At 36.3% G+C, this 22,475-nt stretch carries 23 protein-coding genes, 1 pseudogene and 2 other annotated features; of the genes and pseudogenes, 6 read left to right on the top strand and 18 right to left on the bottom strand.

From position 1 onward, the window contains the following. Window positions 1-9: 9 nt before the first annotated feature. Both PSR14_RS07405 and PSR14_RS07400 read left to right on the top strand, forming a co-directional pair. A complete protein-coding gene (locus tag PSR14_RS07405; RefSeq protein ID WP_001175559.1) occupies window positions 10-1,551 on the top strand; it encodes a SagB family peptide dehydrogenase in 1,542 nt (513 codons plus the stop codon). A 92-nt stretch (window positions 1,552-1,643) separates the two neighbouring features. Further along, window positions 1,644-2,234, top strand: a complete 591-nt coding sequence (locus PSR14_RS07400) for a class I SAM-dependent methyltransferase (RefSeq protein ID WP_098487020.1) — start codon at window positions 1,644-1,646, stop codon at window positions 2,232-2,234. A 32-nt stretch (window positions 2,235-2,266) separates the two neighbouring features. Here the strand turns inward: PSR14_RS07400 and PSR14_RS07395 are convergent, their stop codons facing one another. The 3 genes from PSR14_RS07395 to PSR14_RS07385 all read right to left on the bottom strand — a co-directional run bounded on the left by PSR14_RS07395 (window position 2,267) and on the right by PSR14_RS07385 (window position 4,749). Then, the gene (locus tag PSR14_RS07395; RefSeq protein WP_000996789.1) at window positions 2,267-2,677 is read right to left on the bottom strand and encodes a DUF3908 family protein; all 411 of its coding nucleotides are present in this window, start codon (window positions 2,675-2,677) and stop codon (window positions 2,267-2,269) included. 144 nt (window positions 2,678-2,821) lie between these two features. Next, the gene (locus PSR14_RS07390) at window positions 2,822-3,313 is read right to left on the bottom strand and encodes a GNAT family N-acetyltransferase (RefSeq protein WP_095842666.1); all 492 of its coding nucleotides are present in this window, start codon (window positions 3,311-3,313) and stop codon (window positions 2,822-2,824) included. Between the two features lie 101 nt (window positions 3,314-3,414). Continuing rightward, a complete protein-coding gene (locus PSR14_RS07385; RefSeq protein WP_098487021.1) occupies window positions 3,415-4,749 on the bottom strand; it encodes an FAD-dependent oxidoreductase in 1,335 nt (444 codons plus the stop codon). A 199-nt stretch (window positions 4,750-4,948) separates the two neighbouring features. Here PSR14_RS07385 and PSR14_RS07380 point away from each other — a divergent pair, with 199 nt between their 5' ends. Then, window positions 4,949-5,380 (top strand): hypothetical protein, encoded by a 432-nt coding sequence (locus PSR14_RS07380; protein WP_098487022.1) that lies wholly within the window; start codon window positions 4,949-4,951, stop codon window positions 5,378-5,380. Window positions 5,381-5,422: 42 nt separating this feature from the next. Here PSR14_RS07380 and PSR14_RS07375 read toward each other — a convergent pair. Then, window positions 5,423-5,649: pseudogene (locus PSR14_RS07375) on the bottom strand (YARHG domain-containing protein); the annotation flags it as partial. A gap of 76 nt (window positions 5,650-5,725) precedes the next feature. Next, window positions 5,726-6,499, bottom strand: coding sequence for a zinc ribbon domain-containing protein (locus tag PSR14_RS07370; RefSeq protein ID WP_000649876.1), 774 nt, complete (start codon window positions 6,497-6,499; stop codon window positions 5,726-5,728). A 197-nt stretch (window positions 6,500-6,696) separates the two neighbouring features. Here PSR14_RS07370 and PSR14_RS07365 point away from each other — a divergent pair, with 197 nt between their 5' ends. Then, on the top strand, window positions 6,697-7,530 hold the full coding sequence (locus tag PSR14_RS07365; RefSeq protein WP_000424508.1) for a hypothetical protein: 834 nt from the start codon (window positions 6,697-6,699) through the stop codon (window positions 7,528-7,530). Window positions 7,531-7,544: 14 nt separating this feature from the next. Here the strand turns inward: PSR14_RS07365 and PSR14_RS07360 are convergent, their stop codons facing one another. The 11 genes from PSR14_RS07360 to trpE form a co-directional block, all read right to left on the bottom strand. Then, entirely contained in the window at window positions 7,545-8,228 is a 684-nt protein-coding gene (locus PSR14_RS07360; RefSeq protein ID WP_001128586.1) for a DUF2278 family protein, read from the bottom strand. A 90-nt stretch (window positions 8,229-8,318) separates the two neighbouring features. Beyond that, complete coding sequence (locus PSR14_RS07355; RefSeq protein WP_000974169.1) at window positions 8,319-9,818, bottom strand: L-lactate permease; 1,500 nt, start codon at window positions 9,816-9,818, stop codon at window positions 8,319-8,321. A gap of 618 nt (window positions 9,819-10,436) precedes the next feature. Next, window positions 10,437-10,817: a hypothetical protein gene (locus tag PSR14_RS07350; protein ID WP_000733134.1), complete on the bottom strand. Its 381-nt coding sequence runs from the start codon at window positions 10,815-10,817 to the stop codon at window positions 10,437-10,439. A 280-nt stretch (window positions 10,818-11,097) separates the two neighbouring features. Beyond that, window positions 11,098-11,448: a DUF4029 domain-containing protein gene (locus PSR14_RS07345; RefSeq protein ID WP_000946146.1), complete on the bottom strand. Its 351-nt coding sequence runs from the start codon at window positions 11,446-11,448 to the stop codon at window positions 11,098-11,100. Between the two features lie 74 nt (window positions 11,449-11,522). Further along, the gene (gene trpA / locus PSR14_RS07340; RefSeq protein WP_000537856.1) at window positions 11,523-12,299 is read right to left on the bottom strand and encodes a tryptophan synthase subunit alpha; all 777 of its coding nucleotides are present in this window, start codon (window positions 12,297-12,299) and stop codon (window positions 11,523-11,525) included. A 3-nt stretch (window positions 12,300-12,302) separates the two neighbouring features. After that, window positions 12,303-13,496, bottom strand: a complete 1,194-nt coding sequence (gene trpB / locus PSR14_RS07335; RefSeq protein WP_061535909.1) for a tryptophan synthase subunit beta — start codon at window positions 13,494-13,496, stop codon at window positions 12,303-12,305. Beyond that, window positions 13,493-14,107 carry an N-(5'phosphoribosyl)anthranilate isomerase gene (trpF, locus tag PSR14_RS07330; RefSeq protein ID WP_000865097.1) on the bottom strand — a complete coding sequence of 205 codons (615 nt, stop codon included), beginning with the start codon at window positions 14,105-14,107 and terminating at the stop codon, window positions 13,493-13,495. The genes trpB and trpF overlap by 4 nt, the downstream gene beginning before the upstream one ends. Next, window positions 14,104-14,865, bottom strand: coding sequence for an indole-3-glycerol phosphate synthase TrpC (gene trpC / locus PSR14_RS07325; RefSeq protein ID WP_000536685.1), 762 nt, complete (start codon window positions 14,863-14,865; stop codon window positions 14,104-14,106). The genes trpF and trpC overlap by 4 nt, the downstream gene beginning before the upstream one ends. A 1-nt stretch (window position 14,866) precedes the next feature. Further along, entirely contained in the window at window positions 14,867-15,892 is a 1,026-nt protein-coding gene (trpD, locus tag PSR14_RS07320; protein ID WP_001067335.1) for an anthranilate phosphoribosyltransferase, read from the bottom strand. Then, entirely contained in the window at window positions 15,889-16,476 is a 588-nt protein-coding gene (locus PSR14_RS07315; protein ID WP_048557229.1) for an aminodeoxychorismate/anthranilate synthase component II, read from the bottom strand. Before PSR14_RS07315 ends, trpD begins: the two co-directional genes overlap by 4 nt. Further along, window positions 16,473-17,891: an anthranilate synthase component I gene (gene trpE / locus PSR14_RS07310; RefSeq protein WP_048557230.1), complete on the bottom strand. Its 1,419-nt coding sequence runs from the start codon at window positions 17,889-17,891 to the stop codon at window positions 16,473-16,475. The genes PSR14_RS07315 and trpE overlap by 4 nt, the downstream gene beginning before the upstream one ends. 52 nt (window positions 17,892-17,943) lie before the next feature. Next, window positions 17,944-18,188: a binding site (T-box leader), on the bottom strand. Window positions 18,189-18,230: 42 nt separating this feature from the next. Next, window positions 18,231-18,468, bottom strand: a binding site (T-box leader). A 306-nt stretch (window positions 18,469-18,774) separates the two neighbouring features. Here trpE and putP point away from each other — a divergent pair. Further along, window positions 18,775-20,253, top strand: a complete 1,479-nt coding sequence (gene putP, locus PSR14_RS07305; RefSeq protein ID WP_000107220.1) for a sodium/proline symporter PutP — start codon at window positions 18,775-18,777, stop codon at window positions 20,251-20,253. Window positions 20,254-20,524: 271 nt separating this feature from the next. Further along, window positions 20,525-20,923, top strand: a complete 399-nt coding sequence (locus PSR14_RS07300) for an Ig-like domain-containing protein (RefSeq protein ID WP_098487023.1) — start codon at window positions 20,525-20,527, stop codon at window positions 20,921-20,923. 24 nt (window positions 20,924-20,947) lie between these two features. Here the strand turns inward: PSR14_RS07300 and PSR14_RS07295 are convergent, their stop codons facing one another. Continuing rightward, window positions 20,948-21,343, bottom strand: a complete 396-nt coding sequence (locus PSR14_RS07295) for a PH domain-containing protein (RefSeq protein ID WP_048557231.1) — start codon at window positions 21,341-21,343, stop codon at window positions 20,948-20,950. 79 nt (window positions 21,344-21,422) lie between these two features. Next, window positions 21,423-22,334, bottom strand: coding sequence for a DMT family transporter (locus tag PSR14_RS07290; RefSeq protein WP_048557232.1), 912 nt, complete (start codon window positions 22,332-22,334; stop codon window positions 21,423-21,425). Between the last annotated feature and the right edge of the window lie 141 nt (window positions 22,335-22,475).

Genomic DNA, 22,475 nt, shown 5'->3' with positions numbered 1-22,475 from the left:
AGGGATTCTATGCAGCTGGATACTTTTTTACATCATCTCCATTTTTCTATAGAAGAAATTATGCCGAATCATGAAGTGGACTGGGAAGATGCACCGCTTCCTTATAAACTATATCGAAATGTACCTATCATTCCTCTCTCTTTAGAAATCCCATTCTCTTTACCTAACTCTTCTACTACACCTACTTTGAAAGAGATTGGTCATTACCTTTGGTGTTCATTTGGTTTAACCCAGTTATGTCAGCTAAATAGCGAGAAAATTTTATTTCGAAGATCTATCCCTTCCGGCGGCGCTTTATATCCAAATGAATTGTATATATATTTAAAAATTGACGATTATCCAGACGGCATTTACCATTACGACGCCGCGCATCACCGACTTATTTTACTTCGCGAAGGAAATTTCGATTCTTACCTTACAGAAGCACTTGGCAATCGTTGTAACATACAATCTTGTTTTGGTGCTGCATTCGTATCCACTATGTTTTGGAAAAACTACTTTAAATACAATAACTTTTCGTATCGGCTTCAAGGGTTAGATAGCGGTGTTCTCATCGGCCAATTACTGGAATGTGCCAAACAATTTGGTTACACAAATGGTGTATATTTTCAGTTTCTAGACCGTGCAATCAATCATTTACTCGGACTGTCAGAAGGAGAAGAAAGCGTGTATGCTGTCGTTCCTTTCAGTACAGAACCGCAATCTAATTGGTTTCACAATGATTACCGTGAACATAAAACAATTACTTCTCATGAGCTATTACAACAAATTCCGCCTTTAGCACATGAACATTTCGTTCGCTCAAAACATGTAAATGAGTATCCGATGATAACAAAAATAAATGCAGCTTCTATGATCGAATCGACAGCACAGTTCCAAACACTAGCTCATGAAGAGCACTATCAACATCATGTGCACGCTGTACAACTGCCGAAAGTAGAGCGTTTATCTTATGATTTCTTACAACTTTGCCGAAAACGGTATTCCCCTGATGCTGACTTTATTTTAACAAAATGGGATGCAGCCGAGCTCGCTACTTTACTACAAGAAGCGAGCCTCTCCTTCCCTTATTACAATGACATTGATGGTCAGTATGTAAATGAAAATGTGCGCGTCTCATTATATGGATGTTTCTATAATGTAAAAGATATAGAAAACGGCGCTTACACTTATAACAGTAAAACACATTCCATACAATCACTTCGATATGGGGACCTTCGTTATCCCCTTCAATCTAGTATGACGATGGATAACGTAAACCTTTTTCAAGTACCACTTTGCTTACATGTAGTCGGAAAGAAAGATTACTATACAAATGCATTAGGCTATAGAGGGTACCGTATTCATCAAATGGAGGCAGGTATACTCGTTCACAAACTCGTTTTTGCAGCGACCGCAATGGGGATGGGCGGGCATCCTTTACTTAGTTTTGATACAAATTCATGTGATCAGTTGTACGGAATAGATGCTGGGAATGAAACGTCACTTATTCAAATTCCTGTTGGAGCTTATCGGGCGCGGAATTGGTTAAAAGGGGATTTGCGTATTTAGAAGCACGCCGCTCATCGGCGTGCTTTTTTTAAAGGACTTACTTAATAAAAAGAGAAGTGAGTATATATTCTTACATAAAAGGAGAGTTTAACTTGAGCATTTTACAACGATTAATCCAGCAAGCAAAAAATCCTCGGGGGACAATTGGTTCTTCCATGCTTTGTATTATGAACAGTGCACATACGAGACTAACCAATTGGGCATTACAAAAAGTATATATAAAGAAAGAGGCAATTATATTAGATATCGGTTGTGGCGGCGGTAAAACGATACACACTCTTTCAAAACGAACTCCACTTGGAAAAATATACGGGATTGATTACTCCTATCAAGCTGTAAAAAATTCGATACAGACGAATATAAAGGATGTTCAAAAACAAAAAGTCATTGTTCAACAAGCAAGCGTTTCTTCTATTCCCTATCATACAAACTTCTTCGATCTCATTACCGCTTTTCAAACACACTACTTCTGGCCTGATGTGGAACAAGATATAAAAGAAGTATTTCGCGTCTTGCAACCGAAAGGATCCTTTTTATTAGTGGCTGAAACTTTCAAAATTCAATATCATATGGAGAAATGCAAAACGAATGAAGAATTAGTAAACCTATTTTATAAAACAGGATTTACAAGCGTGAAATGTTATGAAGAAAGAGGATGCCTTTGTGTAATAGGAGCCAAGTAAAAAAACAGACCCTTTGAGGTCTGCTTTTTTTACTAGATTAATTTAAAAATACTCTTTATTTGTCTCGCAAATAACCAGTTTTTCGTACCGTAGTTATCATTTAAACTATCTAAATTGATAGATTGTCCGTTAGCAAACTTTAATTCTAACGTTGTATTTTTATCGTTTGTTTTTAAGTTACTATGTGTAATAGCATCATACTTTAATTTTTCAATTTCAACATATTCGTCTTTTTCTTGTCCGATCACGACATGGTCTTGGAAGAAGAAAAATACTTCTACTTTCTTACCGAAACAAAATACGTTTTTCGTATAAATTAATGTCGCGTTATCAAGTCCAACGCATACTTCTTTCATCTCTTCAATAACGTGTCCAAAGTCTTCTTCCTGTCTTGCGTTTGATTCAGCAATCCATTCTTCGATTGTTTTCATGTTAATTGCCATACTGTGCCCCCTGGTTCGTTCATTGCTTTGTTTAAAAACTAAATACTATATGACAATATAAGCGATACGTACTATGTTTTCAAGGGTGAACGGTATATTCAAAATAAAGTTAAATTTCAAAGTAATATACTAGGAGCACCAATCTCATTGTATTTTAAACGTTTGCACGAGGCATTCTTCATCGTCGATTAACTGTATTTTCTCATCAAATTCGATGTTTAGCTCCCTATATACTTTCTTCCAAAAAGAAACAGCTGGTACATTTTTCACAAGTTCGATAACGAAATATTGCCCTCGTTTCTCTTTTAGTACATTCTTAATAACTTGTTTACCGATTCCTTTCCCCTTGTATTGATTCAATATGAAAATGTCATTTATACCAAAATCGTTTTCCTTCTTCAAAAATGGACGTTCCAGTATTAATAAAAATCCTACAATCTCATTATCACTTTTAATAAAATACGGAGTGATTCCATCATTTCCCCAAAACATATGTAAATCTTCGTATTCAAAAAATCCATTTGCTTCAATTGTTATATTGGGTGTGAACTTAGAGAGGTCATGCAGATATAGTGCATATAAATTACGCAATATTTCTTTTTCTGATTCTTGAACAGTTTGAAGTGTTACAAACATTTTTAATAATCCCCTTCCCTATATGTAACTATTTCCCAACCCTCTTCATTCGACAAAAATGATGATTACCCTTTAACGAAAAAAATAGCACTTAAAAAGTGCTATTCCGCTCGTCTTGCCGCTTGCTGAATTGGATCCCAAACGCTGTTATATGGTGGTGCATAACTTAAGTCGACATCTTCTAAATCGTGAATGCTCATTTTATTGAAGAGTGCCATTGCGATCACATCAATCCGTTTATCTACACCTTCTTCTCCAATTACTTGTCCGCCTAATAATTGTTTCGTGTCAGAACGGTATAGTAATTTCAAGTAAAGTGGTTTCGCATTTGGATAATAGCCCGCCATATTTGTCGAATCTACTTTGACTGTTTTATACGGGATATGTAATCCTTTTGCTTCCTTTTCATTTAAGCCTGTTCTTGCGAGCGTCAAATTCATAAATTTAATAATGCCTGTACCCAACGTTCCTTTAAAAGCTCTTCGTTTATCCAGCATATTCAGTCCAGCAAGCCGCCCTTGTTTATTTGCAGTTGTTCCAATTGGAATATGATCATGAATTTCTTTTATAACGTGATAATGTGTCGCACAATCACCAGCTGCATATACGTCTTGCACATTCGTTTGCATATATGCATTTACCTCGATTGCCCCTTTATGATTTGTACGTATATTCGTTCCTTTAAGAAAATCAGTATTCGGCTTCACTCCGACAGATACTAGAACAAGATCCGCTTTATACGTACCTTTATCCGTTTCAACTGCTTCTACTCGTTCATTCCCTTTAAACGCTTTTACATTTTCATTCGTTAAAATTTCAATATGATGTTTATCTGCTTCTTTATGTATATATTCCGCCATATCTGCATCGTAAATTGTACCGATATGATCATTTCTCTCAATCATTCTTACTTTCTTACCAAGTTCGACGAAAGTTTCTGCCATCTCAAGTCCAATTGCACCGCCGCCAATAATGGTTACATCTTCAACTTTATTCGTTTCTAGCGTTTTTAATATGCGCTCAGCATCCGGAATTGTTTTTAAAAGATGAACACCTTGTAAATCTCGACCTTCCCATTCTGGCATAACAGGACGCACGCCAGTCGCAATTAATAAACGATCGTACGGAAATTCAAAGACATCTTTCGTCTTCGTATGCTCTGCGTACACAATTTTCTTTTCCGTATCTACTTTCGTTACTTCATGTCGTACTTTTGCATCAATCCCGTATTTATCACGAAACGTCTTTACATTACGCGCGATTAACTTTTCCGTTGAAGCGATAGCACCACTAATGACATACGGTAACCCACACTGCGCGTACGAATAAATTTCACCTTTTTCTAACGTCACAACATTTGCATTTTCATCGTTTCTAACAATTTGCATCGCTGCACTCATACCAGCTGCATCTCCGCCAATAATGACATAGTTCACTTTACCACTCCTTCTTTTTTACATACTCTTTACGTTTTCCATATTTTATAGAAATAACACCTACTTCTATTGTAAAGAAAGAGAATTTCATCTTCAAATTTAGTGCACAAACCTATGCCTAAATAGGTAACCGTCGTGCCTTATAAACAACATGTTTAATATGCTATAACAGTAACAATTGAAAGTAGGTGAAACATACATGTGCGCCGGCCTTCTCGCCCAGCTTCCAGATGAACCGCAAGAACCAAAAGAACCGAAACCCGCCGTCTCACTTGACCAAGAATTTTCCATTAATGCAACAATATATAGCGCTCGTGCTTGGTTATCTAACGATGATACATTTGCGCAAGATATTTGGAAAGTTACCCAATTCGCTTCAGCATCACATGCTGGCAAGTCCATCTTTCCAGTCGGTTCTGTTAAAATTATAAACTTCTCTGATGATACAATTACTGTTATTGCTTCACCAGAATCAGATCATGCGCTCAAAATAGTCGTCCCACCCCATTCCGAGGCAGCCCTAACGTCTGGTCCTTTATCACATATACAAGCTAGTACATCAGGAGGATCCAGTAAAGTCACATTTCTCTTTCACATCTTTTTCTCAAGGGATCCTGGTTCAGATAAATAACGATAAAAAGGTACAGTTATGTACTGTACCTTTTTATCGTGTTTATTCTCTTGATTTAATGAGTTCAACATTATAAGATTCAATATCCGTTAGCTCTCCTGTATAATACTTGTTTTCTCTATACCAAGACTGCTTTGAAAAATATGTCCATGCCTTGCGTATATTTCGTTTCTCTCTATTTTCAATTGTTCTTTCGATAAGTATGTTAAGTCCCCACTCGTTAATTTTCGGATATCAATATCAGGAAAGATGAAGCCATTATATATATACTGAGGTTTTGACAAAATTGAACACCGTCTTCAAAATGAGTGCCACACTTTGTACATACATTCATCCACCTTTTCGTTAGAAGCCAGTGAATCCCTGTGTAAAGGTTTGAATTATCGTGCTAATGTAAGACCACAGTACAATGAATGTTGCAATTCCAATTAAAACATTTGCGATAAGAAGTGTATAAATAAGGTCTAATCCGCCGTTATCTAGCTTTACTATAGCGACAATTATACTAATTGACATATACGTTGTAGCCAGCCCTAATAAGATTGGTAAGAAAAAGATTAATAAAAAGCTAAACAGAAAAGAAAGAACTAATATAGCAATAGCTGGCGTCGCTATCGTTCCCCACACACCGAATACTTCAAGAAATGAAAATGAAGATTTCATCATCTTTCCACTTACAAAAATAATAAATCCGACAAATAAAGTTAAAATTAGTAAAAATAAAAAGACAGTTATAGAGTCCCAAAAGAAATTAGGAGTCGTTATATCTGGTGCAAATGTTCTCGTAACAGCAGCTGCTGTGCTCATCATTCTATAAAAAATACATGCTCCTAAAAAACAAATAAGAACAAGACTTACAATTCCATTTCGTACTTCAATCTTGCCGCTTTTCATAATCGCTGTCGGTGCTTTGAAAGCATGTTTAAAAAACTGAAAATATCCACTCGCAAATCGCTTCGCTTGCTCTACCGTTTCATTTGTTCGAGTTTTCTTTGCTAAAGCTACACGTTCCTGTTGCTCACCTTCACTCGCTACGGCTTCCTCCGTTAACGAATGTCCACAATTCCCGCAAAACTTTGCCTCTGCTCTATTTTCTGTATGACACGCCAGACATTTCATTCTCGCATTCCCCCCTTAAGCAGATACCGTATAGGGTGTTACAAATTCAATATATGACTTTGTACATAAAACATGACTACAAGAAAAAGATTCTGAAATCCTCCTTCTGAAAGAAAATATATGTGCTAGCAATCTTGAAAAAAAATGCTATTATGAAACAGAATAAATAATATTTTTAACAGATTGGATGAAAAACAATGGAATTGGTAAACTCAATTTTTCAAATACTCCTTACAAGCGTAATCCAATTATTTTCTTTAATTGGCGTTATCATTGTAATCGGATTTCTATTAGGCTATTTAGAATCACTAACACGGATGTATTGGTCGAGAGCATTTGGAAGAAAAGGATTCCTTTTGACTGCTTGGATTGGTGTTCCTATTCATGAACTTGGACATGCCATTATGTGCGTACTATTTCGTCATAAAATTGTAGCAACGCAGTTTTTCCCAACAGATACAAGCCAGGGCGCTTTAGGCTACGTACAACATCAATACAATCATAAAAGTGTATATCAACGAATTGGAAACTTCTTTATCGGCATCGGGCCTATTATTTCTGGTATTACCGCACTAATCCTTTTAATGCGCTATTTCGTACCAAATTCATATTTTTTATTTCATACAACTCTCGAAAAAACAATCACTTCTACTTCTATTAATGTAGAAATGGTTCAAAACATGCTCTTGTCGACGTTCGTATTATTGAAAAGTTTATTTACAATAAATAATGTATTGAATCCTTCCTTTTGGCTATTTTTATTTATCGCCATTTGTATTTCTGCACATATCGCTTTAAGCAAACCAGATATTCAAGGATCAATAGACGGTGTTATCGTCATGTTTATCGTGTTATTTTTATTCAACATCATAGCGGGATTGTTTCAGTATGATAGCAACCAACTAATTGGAAAAGTGATGAAGTATAATATGTACCTCATTGCGTTTTCTAGTGTAGCACTGCTGTTCTCTTGTATTTCTACACTTGTTAGTTTTGGGTTTTATAAAATAAGAGGAGGGCGTTCTTTTTGAACGCCCTCTTCTTCTCAATTATTCCTCTTATAATCACAATGCTCAACCGGCACACGAGCATGTCCCTCTTCATCGGTACACCATGACTGTGACTGGAAGGCAAGGAATATACCGATCCATTTTTCTTCCTTTTCAAAGTGAATGAGTATTCCTCCGTCTTGCCATATACCATTATCACCTTTCCATTTTTCTACATTCCCTTGATTCATGTGAATATCATGTATCCCGTTTCCTGGTTCGAAATGAAAGTAAGAATCGGGTGTATTTTCTTCTGGTCCCCATCTTTCACCGAACGCGTAAATAATTGCTTTTTCTTCTATTGCTTGTTTTATATAACGTTCTATTTTTTCATTTAAATCATTATCCACTCCTGCTTTTTCAGCAGGTAAAGGAATCATTTGCTTGGAATCAAATAAATTACCTCTTACGTAGTCTAAAGCTACTTTCGGTTCATTGTTTTTTATTTCTGTAAAACCAAATGGTAATGTTGGTAAAATATGAATCGCTTCTGACCGAATATTGTCGCTTGCAAAATATAAAACTTCTGACGGATAACTTTGCGACTTTACGTTAATTGCAATACGATAATCTACTTCTGCTTCACCTTGTAAATGAACTTGATAATGAGGAGTTTTCCCTTTTCCGATTTTAGATTGTATAACTGTACCTTTTAACACGCCGTAGTTTTTTAGGGGCATACATTTCATCTCCTATTCATTTAATAGAAGCTATTCATGTTTAAAACATTATCCACTCATAACAAAAATCCTCCTATGTCAGGAGGATTTTTAATTTCTCAACATATACCAAACAACAACCTCTACCACTATAAGCAACACCGCACCAAAAATCATTAACGTCGTCTTCTTTAATAGTTCATTTTCACGATACGGAATGTTACATAAATACGCACCTAGTGTAATCCGTGACGGGCAAGCGATCGTCGCTACTGATGATGCGGTGTTTTGCAATGTTGTGACGTATTGCCACGGGAGTGCTACATTTTGCGCCGTTTGCATTTGTAGTTTTATGAACATCGCATTTGAGCCTGCATTACTACCTGTTAAAAAGCCACCGATACCACCGATAAACGGAGCAACGAAAACGAAAAATGTTCCAAATGTTTCACCAGCCGTTTTTGCAAGTAATGAATGCATGCCAGATGCACCCATTAATTCTGAAATGGCGATAAACATTGTCGTCGTAATCGCAAAAGGAATCCATTGTTTGATCGTTTGTGAGAGTGATTGTTTAATAATATTAGACGGGATGCGGAAGAAAATAATAGTAAATAAGCAAGTCATACCGAGCCAAAATCCTGGTGAATATAGTAACTCTAGTTTGTAAGAGTATGATTTCAAATCAAGAACCGCATATGATCTGAACAAATCATGTAATGCTGGAACGAGGCGAGAAAGTAAAATACAAACTGTTAGAAATATATAAGGGCTAATAATTTTTATAATAGATACTTCTCTCTCCGTTGCAGCCGCATGCTCTGTTATAAGATTTTGCCCACTTTTTCCTTTTAATTTAATGATAAGAAAGCCAAATGTAATCGTAATGATAGAACTTAGTATACCTGCTAGTTCAACACTTACGTATGCGTTAGAAAGATAGATTCCGAGAGAAAATAATAGAAAGAAACTGAATCCTTCCTTCCACTTTTCAATAACCGCCTGCCAGCCGCCAACAACGTGTAAAGAAAGAATGACGAAATAAGCAAACATCGGGATACTTAATAGCGCTGTATTTGTACCGAGTGTTGTAAGCGGCATATTGATAAGTTGCGAACCGATAATCGTACCAGTTGCCATTGCCCCCCATGAACTAGCTAGTAAGCCGATAAACGAGAGCAGTACAGCTTGGAACGGTTTATAACCTAATGAAAGAAAAATAGGTGCTGCAACCATAAAACCAATTCCGAATCCACTTACCGATTCAATTAGTGGGCAAATACCAAAACACATAAGAAGCATTTGTAATAAACGATCTTGCGTCACTTCTTCTAAAAAACGCGCTACTTGGTCGATGTACCCCATTTTGTTCATGAGGTGAAATAAAAAAATACCGAAAAATAAAACGTACCCGACAATAAAACAAATTAACCATCCTTTAATCGTTGCGTGCACAGTTTCACTTATCCCTAATTGAAACGTTGGCGAGAGTAAAACGATTCCAACACATACCGCATAAGAAATTAACGAGGATCTTAATGACGTTTGTTTCAATAAAAATAAGCAAATGAAAATCATCATAATTGGGATAAGTGCCAAAAATATGGCCATGTTATCATCTCATTTCGTTTAAAATACAATTTTCAACTATTATATAACAGATTCACAAAAGAAGACGAGTGATTAAACATATTATAATGAAAGAGATTATTTATTATGTATCCCCTGTTAAAAGAACATATATTAGTTTTTGAGACAAAGAAGTAACTCACAGCAAAAGGGTTATTGAGGTCAGTTGACCGAGTACAAAAATTTCAGGAAGGAAGATTTGTGTATAAGAGTTAATACCAGAATATGGGAAAAGGTACATATGGGTAGATAAAGAAGGTATTTTTGCGATAATGCATTAAGTATTTGGATTATACAGAGGCCAGTAGGAACACATAGAAAACATACTGTTATGCATTAAAGTAATATTTCTTATATATATACAAGAAACTAGGAAAGATCTCAAACGTATGAGACTAGAAGAGTTTGTAAGTTGGTTGCAACGTCCCTATAAAAACACAATTGAATAATTTATTACTACAGCTATTCATGAAAAAGTTAGGTGTTATAGTATAAGGGTACCGAAAAAGCCCATTTTATAAGAAAAAAGAGACTTTTGATAAAAATTCTTGTTTTTTTAATTAATTACTTTTTCAGTCCCTCTATAGTACTTGGAACATTTTATTTTTTTGATTTCAACAAGAACGTTTCTTCATTCTTACCATTCCATTTAATGGTAACTTTTATACTCTCCTTTTTATCAGTTGCCATACATCCCTGACAATTAGATGATAAAAAAATAGTTGCCCCCTTATGAATCTCTACCTTTTTAGAAGTCTGTTCAAATTTACTGCTAATACTAATTTCTAAATTCTCAAATTTTGTATCTTTATCACCATTCTTATAATGAAAATCATAATTCCCATGTTCTTCATTCCCATCAATGTTTACTGAATATCTTCCTGCCCAATGTTGACTTTCTCCAGAAAAAACACTGTATTCTTTTGAGCAGCTTCCTAAAATGGGAATAAAAATTAATAAAAAAGCAATTAATTTTTTCAATGTTTTCCTCCTATAATCACAATTTTTTCTATGCCTATATAAGTTGTTGAAAAACAATCTTCCAATTAATTATTTTAAATGATAAACAATCACTTAAAAATTAACGGAATTTTTGCTTACAAAATTTGTTTTCACGTATGGAAAACAAATTTATTGTCAATCTGCATTGCAGCTATAATAGTAAATCCTATGTATATAAAAAATCCAAATTCAGTTTTAAAAATCATATCAAAATAAAATATCTTAATAACATAGGCTCCTTTTTTGAGTACACAACAATTTATCTATTATTCTCAAAAACCGTCTGCTGCCCAATTATTTTGTCTAACACAACAAACACAATATAAGCACATATGACTTGCAATACAACATTCCCAAATTTCATGAATTCAAATGAGTGGATCCATCGGAATAATTCATTTAACAATACAATCGAAACGATACTAAATAATTCTATACTAATCGAAAATATACATATTTCTAAAATAGATTGCTCTTGAATGCGATTTAAGTTGGAAAAGATGAATACATATCCTAAAAATAGAGCCATCAATTCTATTTTCGTCATGCTAATGAGCCAAGCGTATAGTGGTACAGTTAAGAGAAGATATAGTAGTTTACGTCTTAGCATGCTTTCTCACCCTCTAAATTATATGTATTTTCTGTATATTTTAACATTTATTACAGAAAACAAAAAGAAGAGACTTATGCCTCTTCTTTTTGTTTTGTTGCCTGTATGAATTCACATATTTCTTCTCGTTTTTCATTTTCTAACAGTTCAATAATTTTACTTCCAACGACAACCCCGTCACATATTGTAATCATTTCTTCTACATGTTCCTTTGTTGAAATACCGAACCCTGCCACTACCGGTAAATGCGTATGTGATTTTACTTTTTCTAAGTAACTATGAATCTCCTCTTTAAAGTTTTGACGTACGCCTGTTACGCCTGCTACTGTAACAGCGTAGACGAACCCTCCTGATTCACTCGTAATTTTCTCGATTCGCTCAATTGGGCTCGTAACGGTAACGAGTGGGATTAAAGCGATATTTGCAGTTCGGAGAAGCGGTGCAATAATGTCTTGTTCTTCATACGGTAAATCCGGAACGATAATACCGTCTACCCCTGCTTCCATACAGTTCTCGATAAATCGTTCTTTCCCGAATGCAAGTACTGGATTTAAATATGTCATGAGTACAAACGGAATTTGCACTTCTTTCCTTACCTCTATTAATGCTTGAAAAATGCCTTTTACTGTTACACCGCTATCTAGCGCTCGTTTCCCTGCTCTTTGAATCGTCGGGCCGTCTGCGACTGGATCTGAAAACGGGATGCCGATTTCAACGATGCTTGCTCCCGCTTCGTCTAGAAAACGAATTCTTTCTTTTAATTTTTCAAGGCCACCATCTCCGCCCATTACGTACGGAATAAATGCTTTCTTGCCATTTTCAAATGCTGCTTTCATTTTTTCTACTCCCATTGTTTACACCTCTTCCATATAACGTTTTATACTCTCTACATCTTTATCACCGCGGCCAGATAAACAAATGACAAGCCCTTCGTCTTTCTTCATTTGCGGCGCTAATTTTAAAGCGTACGCGACAGCATGCGAGCTTTCTAACGCCGGGATAATTCCTTCTTTTTTCGTTAATAATTGAAATGCTTCTAACGCTTCATCATCAGTAATGGAATGATAAGAAACGCGGCCAATATCTTTTAGCAAGCTATGTTCTGGCCCAACACCAGGGTAATCAAGTCCCGCCGAAATAGAGTGAGCTTCTTGAATTTGTCCTTCTTCATTTTGCAGAAGATACATCATCGATCCGTGGAGAACGCCAACGCTTCCTTTCGTTAAAGTAGCTGCATGCTTTTCTGTATGAACTCCTTTCCCTGCTGCTTCTACGCCGTAAAGAGCAACTTCTTTATCGTGTACGAACGGATAAAACATTCCCATCGCATTACTACCACCACCAATACAAGCAACGACTGCTTCTGGTAACTTTCCTTCTAATGCTTCATATTGTTTTTTTGTTTCTTTCCCAATTACACTTTGGAAATCACGAACAATTTGCGGGAATGGATGTGGTCCGAGAACAGATCCCATAATGTAGTGCGTATCATGCACATGTGAAACCCAGTAGCGAAGCGCCTCGTTTACCGCATCTTTTAATGTACCGCTACCTGCTGCTACACTTTCTACTTTCGCTCCGAGTAATTCCATTCGGAACACATTTAATTTTTGACGTCTTACATCTTCTTCTCCCATAAAAATGACGCATTCTAAACCGAGAAGGGCACATACAGTAGCTGTTGCGACTCCGTGTTGTCCAGCTCCTGTTTCAGCGACAACTTTTTTCTTTCCCATTCGCACCGCAAGAAGTGCCTGACCAATTGTATTGTTAATTTTATGAGCTCCTGTATGGTTCAAATCTTCACGTTTTAAATAAATCTTTGCACCTCCGCAATACCCCGTCATATTCTCAGCGAAATAAAGCGGTGTTTCTCTTCCGACATACGTTTTTAAATAATGATTTAATTCCTTTTGAAACTCTTCATCTTCCATTGCCTCTTTATATGCTTCTTCTAGTTCTAATACAGATTGCATTAACGTTTCTGGAACGTATCGTCCTCCGTATATACCGTAGTGACCTTTTTCATCTGGATATGCGTAGTTCATTTAGAACACTCCTTCGCTTTTATAATAAATTGTTTTATTTTCTCTACATCTTTCTTTCCTTCTGTCTCTACTCCGCTGCTCACATCGACCATATATGGCCGAACAGTTCGAATTGCTTCTTCTATATTAAGAGTGTTTAATCCACCAGCTAATATCGTTTTCTCTCGTAATTCTTTTGGCATATGCGCAAGTAACTCCCAAGAAAATGTCTTTCCATTTCCTCCGTGAAACTTTTCTTTCGGACTATCAAACAATATATAATCCGTTTCATATGCTTGAGCATTTCTCATATCGGCCTCTGAAGTTACTCCGAGTGCTTTTATAGACGGAATATTCAATCTTCTAATCTGATGATTATCTTCATCCCCATGTAGTTGTACATGTGTTAACCCGCATTCATCTGCAATTATCTGGATTACTTCTACTGATTCATTTACGAAAACACCGATTTTTAACACGTTGGCTGGAAGTTCCTGAATGATTTCTTTCGCTAGCCCTGGAGTAATTTTCCGCTTACTTTCTGCAAAAACAAATCCGATTGCATCAGCTCCGTATTCGCAAGCACGTTTTGCTGTTTCCATATCAGTGATCCCGCAAATTTTCACTTTCATATGTTCACCTTACAATCTTCAAAAAAGGTATGAATAGAAGACGATGTCATAAGCGCTTCTCCAACTAGTACACCTTTTGCCCCAGCTCGTTTAACGCGGATCATGTCTTCTTTTGAATGAACCCCACTCTCACTAATCCAAAGTAATTTCTCCTCATTTAATCGTTTTCCAAGCTTTTCTGTTTGACTTAAATCGACTTCGAATGTTTTTAAATTACGGTTGTTAATACCAATAACGTGCGGATTTAATTGGATTGCAATTTCTAATTCCTGTTCATCATGAACTTCAACAATCGCTTCTAATCCTTTTTCTAGTAAGTAGCTATACAACTCTTTTAATTTCTCTTTCGTTAACGCCGCTACGATTAGTAAAATAATATCTGCACCAGCTTCATACGCTCTATCAATTTGAATCTTATCGATTATGAAATCTTTACATAAAAGCGGAATGCTACTTTCTTCTCTTGCCGTTTGTAAATCATAAAATGATCCTTTAAAAAATTGACCGTCTGTTAAAACAGAAACTGCACCAGCGCCGCATTCTTCATATGCCTTCACTTGTTTTCGTACATCAACATGTAAATTAATATCTCCTTTTGATGGTGATGCTCGCTTTACTTCTGCAATGACAGTAAATTGCTCTAGAGCCTTTACAAGTGAGCGCGTTTTTCTTTTTTCTTTTACTGGTGTATATGTTTCATATAATGCCGCAACTTCCTTTTTCTTTTGATCTACAATTTTGTCTAAAATCGTCCCCACTTTAATTCACCCTTTCTAATTTTTCGTTACTTGCTGCAATTAATAAGTTTAGTTTCGCTAATGCTTTTCCAGAGTCAATGCTATGTGCTGCGAGTGTTATTCCTTCTTCAATCGTCTTTGCTTTTCCATTTGCGAAAAGAGCAAGCCCTGCATTGAATAAAACAGTATCACGGTAAACACTCTTCTCTCCGCTTAATACTCCGAGCGTAATCTTTGCATTTTCTTTCGAATTCCCTCCTCTAATCTCTTCGTTTTTCACTATTGAGAATCCATATTTCTCAGGTTCAATACTCGTTTCTACTATTTCATTATCTTTTAAAATGACAACATGATTTTCTCCTTGCAATGATGCTTCATCTAAAAACCCACTTCCGTTTACGACAAGTGCTTGTTTTCTTCCTAGTTTCTGTAGTACTTGCGCAACTGGTAGTAACATATCTCGTTTATAAATGCCGACAAATTGTGTTTCTAAATTCACCGGATTCGTTAACGGTCCAATTAAGTTAAAGATCGTCGGAACGTTTAATTCTTTTCTTATTTTCATAATGCGCTTTAATGCTGGATGCATCGCTGGTGCGAATAAAAATGCGATTCCGACATGCTCTAATAAATAATCAATTTCGTTTGGCGTACTACTAATATTTACACCGAGTTCTTCTAATAAATCTGCACTTCCTGTTTTACTAGAAACAGCACGATTACCATGTTTTGCAACCTTTACGTCAGCTCCTGCCAGTACAAATGCTGATGTTGTGCTAATATTAAACGTTTGGGCACCGTCACCACCTGTCCCGCAATTGTCCATCGCGCCTTGTATATGATTCGAAAACGGTAATGCCTTTTCGCGAAGAGCTCGAACGAGACCGTATATTTCTTCTGCCGTTTCACCTTTCGCTTTCAGTAAGACTAAGAAAGCTGCAATTTCACTTTCCAATATGTTTTCATTTAATAAAAGAATCCCCGCTTTATACATTTCCTCTTCTGTTAAATGTTGTCCCTCCACCAATTTACGAAGATAGTTATTCATACTCTTTCCTCCTCTTTCACTTCGCCTAAAAAGGCACGTATTAACTTTCCGCCTTCTTCTGTCGCGATTGATTCCGGATGAAACTGTAATCCGAAGAGCGGATAATAATTGTGACGAACTGCCATTATTTCTCCATCGTCCATCGCTGTCGCTAATATGTCAAAACACTGTGGCAAGCTCGTTTGTGCTGCAACAAGAGAATGGTAGCGCATCGCTGTTAGCGGCTGCGTCACATACGAAAAAATTGACGTTCCGTTATGTTTCACACGCGATGTTTTTCCGTGTTTAATGCGCTCTGCTCTTACAATCTCTCCTCCAAACGCTGATATAATTGCTTGATGACCAAGGCAAATACCTAACATGGGAACGTTCTTATAAAAATGATGAATCACTTCAATACAAATGCCAGCATCCTCTGGTTTTCCTGGTCCTGGCGAAAGCACAATTCCTTTTGGGTTCATTTCTTCTAATTGTTCTATCGTTATTTGATCATTTCTTACGACAACAATCTCTTCTTCGTATTCGCCTAATAGTTGATACAAGTTATATGTGAATGAATCATAATTATCGATCAGTACAATCATTTCATTACCTCCAATAGCGCTCTCGCTTTATTTAATGTTTCTTCATATTCAGCTACTGGATCTGAATCGTAAACGATACCCGCTCCTGCCTGAACGTATGCTTTTTCATCCTTTACAACCATTGTTCGAATGGCGAGCGCCATATCAAGATTCCCTGAAAAACTAACGTATCCAACTGCACCGGCGTACACATTTCTTTTTTCATTCTCTAGCTCATTTATAATTTCCATCGCCCTAATTTTCGGAGCACCTGATACCGTCCCCGCTGGTAAGCAATACGCTAATGCATCAAATCCGCTCATTCGTTTTCGTAATGTTCCGTAAACTTCAGATACAATGTGCATAACGTGAGAATATTTTTCTACTTTCATATATTTATCTATCGTAACTGAGCCGATTTCACTCACCCTACCAATATCATTTCGCCCAAGATCTACAAGCATCATATGCTCCGCTCGCTCTTTCTCATTTTCTAACAGTTCTTTTTCAATCTCCGTATCTTCCTCCTTCGTTTTCCCTCTCGGTCTCGTACCGGCAATTGGATTCGTCATTACTTTATCCTCCCTTACCGATAACAAACTTTCTGGCGAAGAACCGAGTACAACATAATCTTGAAAATCGATATAAAACATATATGGTGATGGATTGGCAATTCGAAGTTTTCGATATAACGCGAATGGATCTCCAATACATTCGCTTTGCAAACGCTGAGATAATACAACTTGAAATATATCCCCGGCCCCAATATGTTCTTTCGCCGTTTCTACCATCGCGCAAAATTCTTTTTCCGTTATAGAAGAAGTGAATGATAGTGTTGATCTTATTTCGGTTACTTCAGCTTCTTCTCCCTGTAGCACTTCTTCTTTGTATATTTGCAACCTTTCATATACTTCTTCGTAATCTGCTGAATCATCTTCCCTGCATACATATACAAACGACAACTTTTGGCGTAAATGATCGTAAACGATAAACTCACGATATATTAAAAGGTGTACTTCTGGAATATTCAATGGATCATATAAATCTGCTCCAATGTTTTCATATTGCCGAATGACGTCATAGCCAATATAACCAACTGCTCCACCGCAAAATGGAAATGGACTATCTACTTGAGCTGACGCAATCACTTCTTCTAACACTTGAAGTACGTTACTTTGCAACTTTTCTGACCTGCCGTAAATAGTTCGTTCCACTTCTGTACCAGCACTTTTCACTTCACTATATGGATTACAACCTAAGTAAGAATAGCGCCCTTTATCTTGATGAAGCTGTGAGCTTTCTAATAAAAATTTCTTTTTACCTTTCATACGTCTATATAAAGAAATTGGCGTAATGCTATCTCCTTCTTCTTCAGTGATTACTAAAAATGTCTTTCTCTCTCTTTTTTGTTTTATAAATTCTTCTTTCGTCATCATGTCCTTCACCTCGCCCTGAAAAATAAAAAAGTCCTCTACATATCGAAAATATGTAGAGGACGATAAATATACCGCGGTACCACCTCGTGTTGGATGCAAAAGCATCCCGCTTTGTTCAGGTACAAAATTTATACCTTATCCTTGTAACGGCGGAACCCGGGTTGCCTACTGAAAATAATTGTTCAGCATACCTCTCGTAAGCCCATTCCGTATATGACACCGCACCGGGCTCCCACCTATCCCCGGCTCTCTGTAACGTCTCCAATATACGTACTCTTCTTACTTAAACGATTTCATTTATTTAATTTTTTATACACAAAAAGGGAGTACTCATCCTATAGAAAGGACGGGTACTCCCGTGGTGCCACCTTAATTCGTTACGAACGTAACGCACTTTACCGTATCAAAAACAATACGTGTCTCTTGTATCGATGAGATCATGTCGCCAAAGCCTACTTCTTTCGTTTCGGTTTGGAAGCTCCGAAGCCCATTCCACATCAATTCCATACTGATTCGCACCAACCATCAGCTCTCTGACATGTTCATCATGTGTACTCTTCTTCATCAACGCTTGCATTTTTTTAAGTTGCACTCATTATAGACCTAACTTTTTTCACAAGTCAATACTTTTTAAAAAATTTTATTTTTCTCTCCTTTCAATATTATATTGACAAAACAACCTCTTTTTATGTAAATATAATAAATACTCTATTAAAAATAAGGTTTTTTGTATGAATATTATATATTAAAAAAGTAAAATGACATCGAAAAACGCTTACATTTCTGAAAATTCATATTTCTATATGGATTTTTCAGAATAATCATGATAGATTATAAATATGCATAACGCATCAAAAGACATGACAAAAGGAAGGGGAACTACATGAGTACGCAGATGTTAACTTTAACTTCTATCTCTATTTACATGCTCGGGATGTTAGTAATTGGCTATTTTGCCTATAAACGAACGTCCAACTTAACAGATTATATGCTTGGCGGGCGTACACTAGGCCCCGCAGTAACGGCATTAAGTGCTGGAGCATCCGATATGAGTGGTTGGCTTTTAATGGGCTTACCCGGTGCAATGTTTAGCGTTGGATTAAGTAGTAGTTGGATTGCGATCGGCCTAACACTAGGCGCATACGCAAACTGGCTATATGTCGCTCCTCGCTTACGTACCTACTCAGAAATTGCAAACAACTCTATTACTATCCCAGAATTTTTGGAACACCGATTCCAAGACAAATCCCATATGCTACGCTTAGTATCTGGACTTGTTATTATGATTTTCTTTACTTTTTATGTAGCTTCAGGATTAGTTTCAGGCGCTGTATTATTTGAAAATTCATTTGGTATGAACTACCATGTTGGATTATTCATTGTTGCAGGCGTTGTTGTCGCTTACACGTTATTTGGTGGTTTCTTGGCAGTAAGTTGGACAGACTTCGTGCAGGGAATCATTATGGTAATTGCTCTTATTCTTGTTCCTACTGTTACAATTATGAATGTAAATGGGCTTGGTCCAGCATTTAGCACAATTAAATCAATTGATCCAACATTATTAGACATTTTTAAAGGCACTTCTGTATTAGGTATTATTTCATTATTCGCATGGGGCCTTGGTTATGTTGGACAACCACATATTATCGTACGATTTATGGCAATTTCTTCTGTAAAAGAAATTAAAAGTGCAAGACGAATTGGTATGAGCTGGATGATTTTCTCTGTTGTTGGAGCTATGTTTACTGGTCTTATCGGTATTGCATACTACTCAGACAAAGGATTAAAGCTATCCAATCCAGAGACAATTTTCCTGGAACTGGGAAAAATTTTATTCCACCCGCTTATTACTGGATTTTTATTAGCCGCTATTTTAGCAGCAATTATGAGTACAATCTCATCTCAGTTACTCGTTACTTCTAGTGCCATAACTGAAGACTTATATCGTACTTTCTTTAAACGTTCTGCTTCTGATAAAGAGCTTGTATTTGTCGGCCGTATGGCTGTACTTGTTATTGCATTAGTTGGATGTGCATTAGCGTTTAAACAAAATGATACGATTTTAGCTCTTGTTGGATACGCTTGGGCTGGATTTGGCTCTTCATTCGGACCTGCTATTTTATTAAGCTTATACTGGAAACGTATGACGAAGTGGGGCGCACTTGCTGGTATGATTTCTGGTGCCGCTACAGTCATTATTTGGACTCAATTCAAATTCTTAAAAGAATTCTTATATGAAATGATTCCTGGTTTCACTATTAGTTTACTAGTAATCGTAATTGTTAGTTTACTAACACAGCCTTCAAAAGAAATTGAAGAGCAATTTGAGAATTTCGAAAAACAACATAGTGATAATCTATAAAGGAAAAGCTCTGCTGTTATGATAGCAGAGCTTTCTTTTTATCCCGCTATTTGTTGGCAATAAGACTCACACCTCAAAATTCGGCGAATACGAAGGAGCTAGGTGGGAAATAACTGCCCGATTGGTAAAGAACTAATTAAATTTGCAATTTATCAATGTTCGACAATCTTCTGCTCGAATTTAACAATTTCTTTATGTTTCATTAAATTAAACGTAACACTACTCCTTTATAGTAATACTATCAGCACTTATACAGAAAGGGGACTCCAACATGTTAGCAGCTTTCCAGCAACAACAAACACGAAAATTTTCACCTATCACCAATACTTCTGCGTCTTGTTTGAACATACAACCTAATCCACCTAAAATTTCAATCGCTCCTTCTGTTATTTCAGTCATCGGTGTTCATATGGAAAAAAATAAGTTGAAAATAAGAACTGGCCAAAGCACTGAGTTGTCCGCCACTGTTTTGCCAGTACAAGCAACCAATAACGAACTTATTTGGACGAATATGAATGCTGATGTTATCACACTGTATCCAAAAGGTGATACAGTAACGATTACTGGAAAAAGTGCAGGTAGAGCAGTCGTAATTGTTACAACTGCTGAAGGTAAGTTCAGGGACCTATGTAACATTCATGTACAACCTTATATGACAAACCCAAAGTAAAAGAGTGGCTATGAAGCCACTCTTTTACTTTATTTCAATGTGTGGATTTTTACTTGTAACGAGATTGATAAATTTCTCTTTATCTTTAGGAGAAATAATTTCTGTTTGATGTGATCCATAAATAATTTCAAGTCGATCAAGTGACAATGCATAGGCTGCTATTGGATTTTTCGTATTTGAAATTTGTTTTATATCTCGTATCAATATGCGCTTTTTCACGAAACCGGATCTAATAGTAATTGTTTCTTCTCCGACAATATATTTTGTTGAAAACCAACTCCAAATAAATACTATGGCTAATGGGATTGTGAAAAATAAAAGAAAATATTCTCTTCCTGCAAATATGGGAGCAAAACACGCTCCCATGACAACGAAAAAAATCGGATATAACCATGCATCTTTTTTTGATAGAAACTCCATTTCCCTCCCCCTTCTACGCCGCCCGTATTTCTATAAAACAAAAAGAGAAGTATCACAACTTCTCTTTTCTCTCTTAACATTATAATTCCTGTGTATAAACAGGCTCGTTTACGACATTTTTTGCTGTTCTTTTTTGTTGCTGCAATAAGAAAACAGATACACCAAACAATACGAGTATGCTACCGATCATTTGCATTGCATTTAATCTTTCCCCAAGTAAGAAGAACGCTAGTATAGATGCTCCAACTGGTTCCCCTAAAATACTCATCGAAATTGTTGTTGCATTTACGTAGTTTAATAACCAATTATTAATGACGTGTGACACTGTCGGCACGACCGCAAGTAAAAGAAAGACGGTCCAATCCCACTTTGTATAACCTGTAAAAGGCACTTGCAATACTATATTATAAATTCCCATAAAAATACCTGCGAATGCAAAGACTGTAAAGCTGTAAATCCAGTGTGATACTTTCTTTACTGTCGTTTGCCCGATAAATAAATAACCGACAACTGCTATTACACTTAAAAAGGATAATATATCTCCATAAATTGCTTGTTTACTTAGTCCTAAATCTCCCCAACCAATACACACTACACCTAATATCGCAATTCCCATTGTCGCAATGGCTGAGTATGTTGTTCTTTCTTTAAATAAGAAAAAACCTCCAACTAAAGATACGATTGGTTGAAGCGCTAAAATAATCGTCGAACTCGCAACTGTTGTATGCTTTAAAGATTCAAACCATAAAAGAAAATGAAGTGCTAAAAAGAAACCAGATCCAATTAAAAATCCCCAATCTTTTATTTGAATCTTACTAAACTCTTCCCGTTTTTTCCAAACGATAGGCAGCATAAGAAGTACGATAATCCATAATCGATACATACTTAATATGGAAGATGGTGCTGAGGACATCTTTACAAAAACTGCTGCGAATGAAATGGCTATAATGGAAATGGCTAATGGTAGTGCGATTGATCTTTCTTGTTTCAAATTCCGTCTCCCCTCTCACCTGTCAAAAATCCCACTTCATTATATCCGTTTTCTTTCCTAACTTAAATACTAATTTTTTAGATTCTTCGTACCATTATGGTAAAATAGAAACGAAAGCACCTATTAGTGAATATTTCTTTC

The organism is Bacillus sp. A01H (genome assembly GCF_045277205.1).
GTDB classification, from domain to species: domain Bacteria; phylum Bacillota; class Bacilli; order Bacillales; family Bacillaceae_G; genus Bacillus_A; species Bacillus_A paranthracis.
Note: the sequence above shows the minus strand (reverse complement) of the source record. Positions and strands in the feature narration are given on the sequence as shown.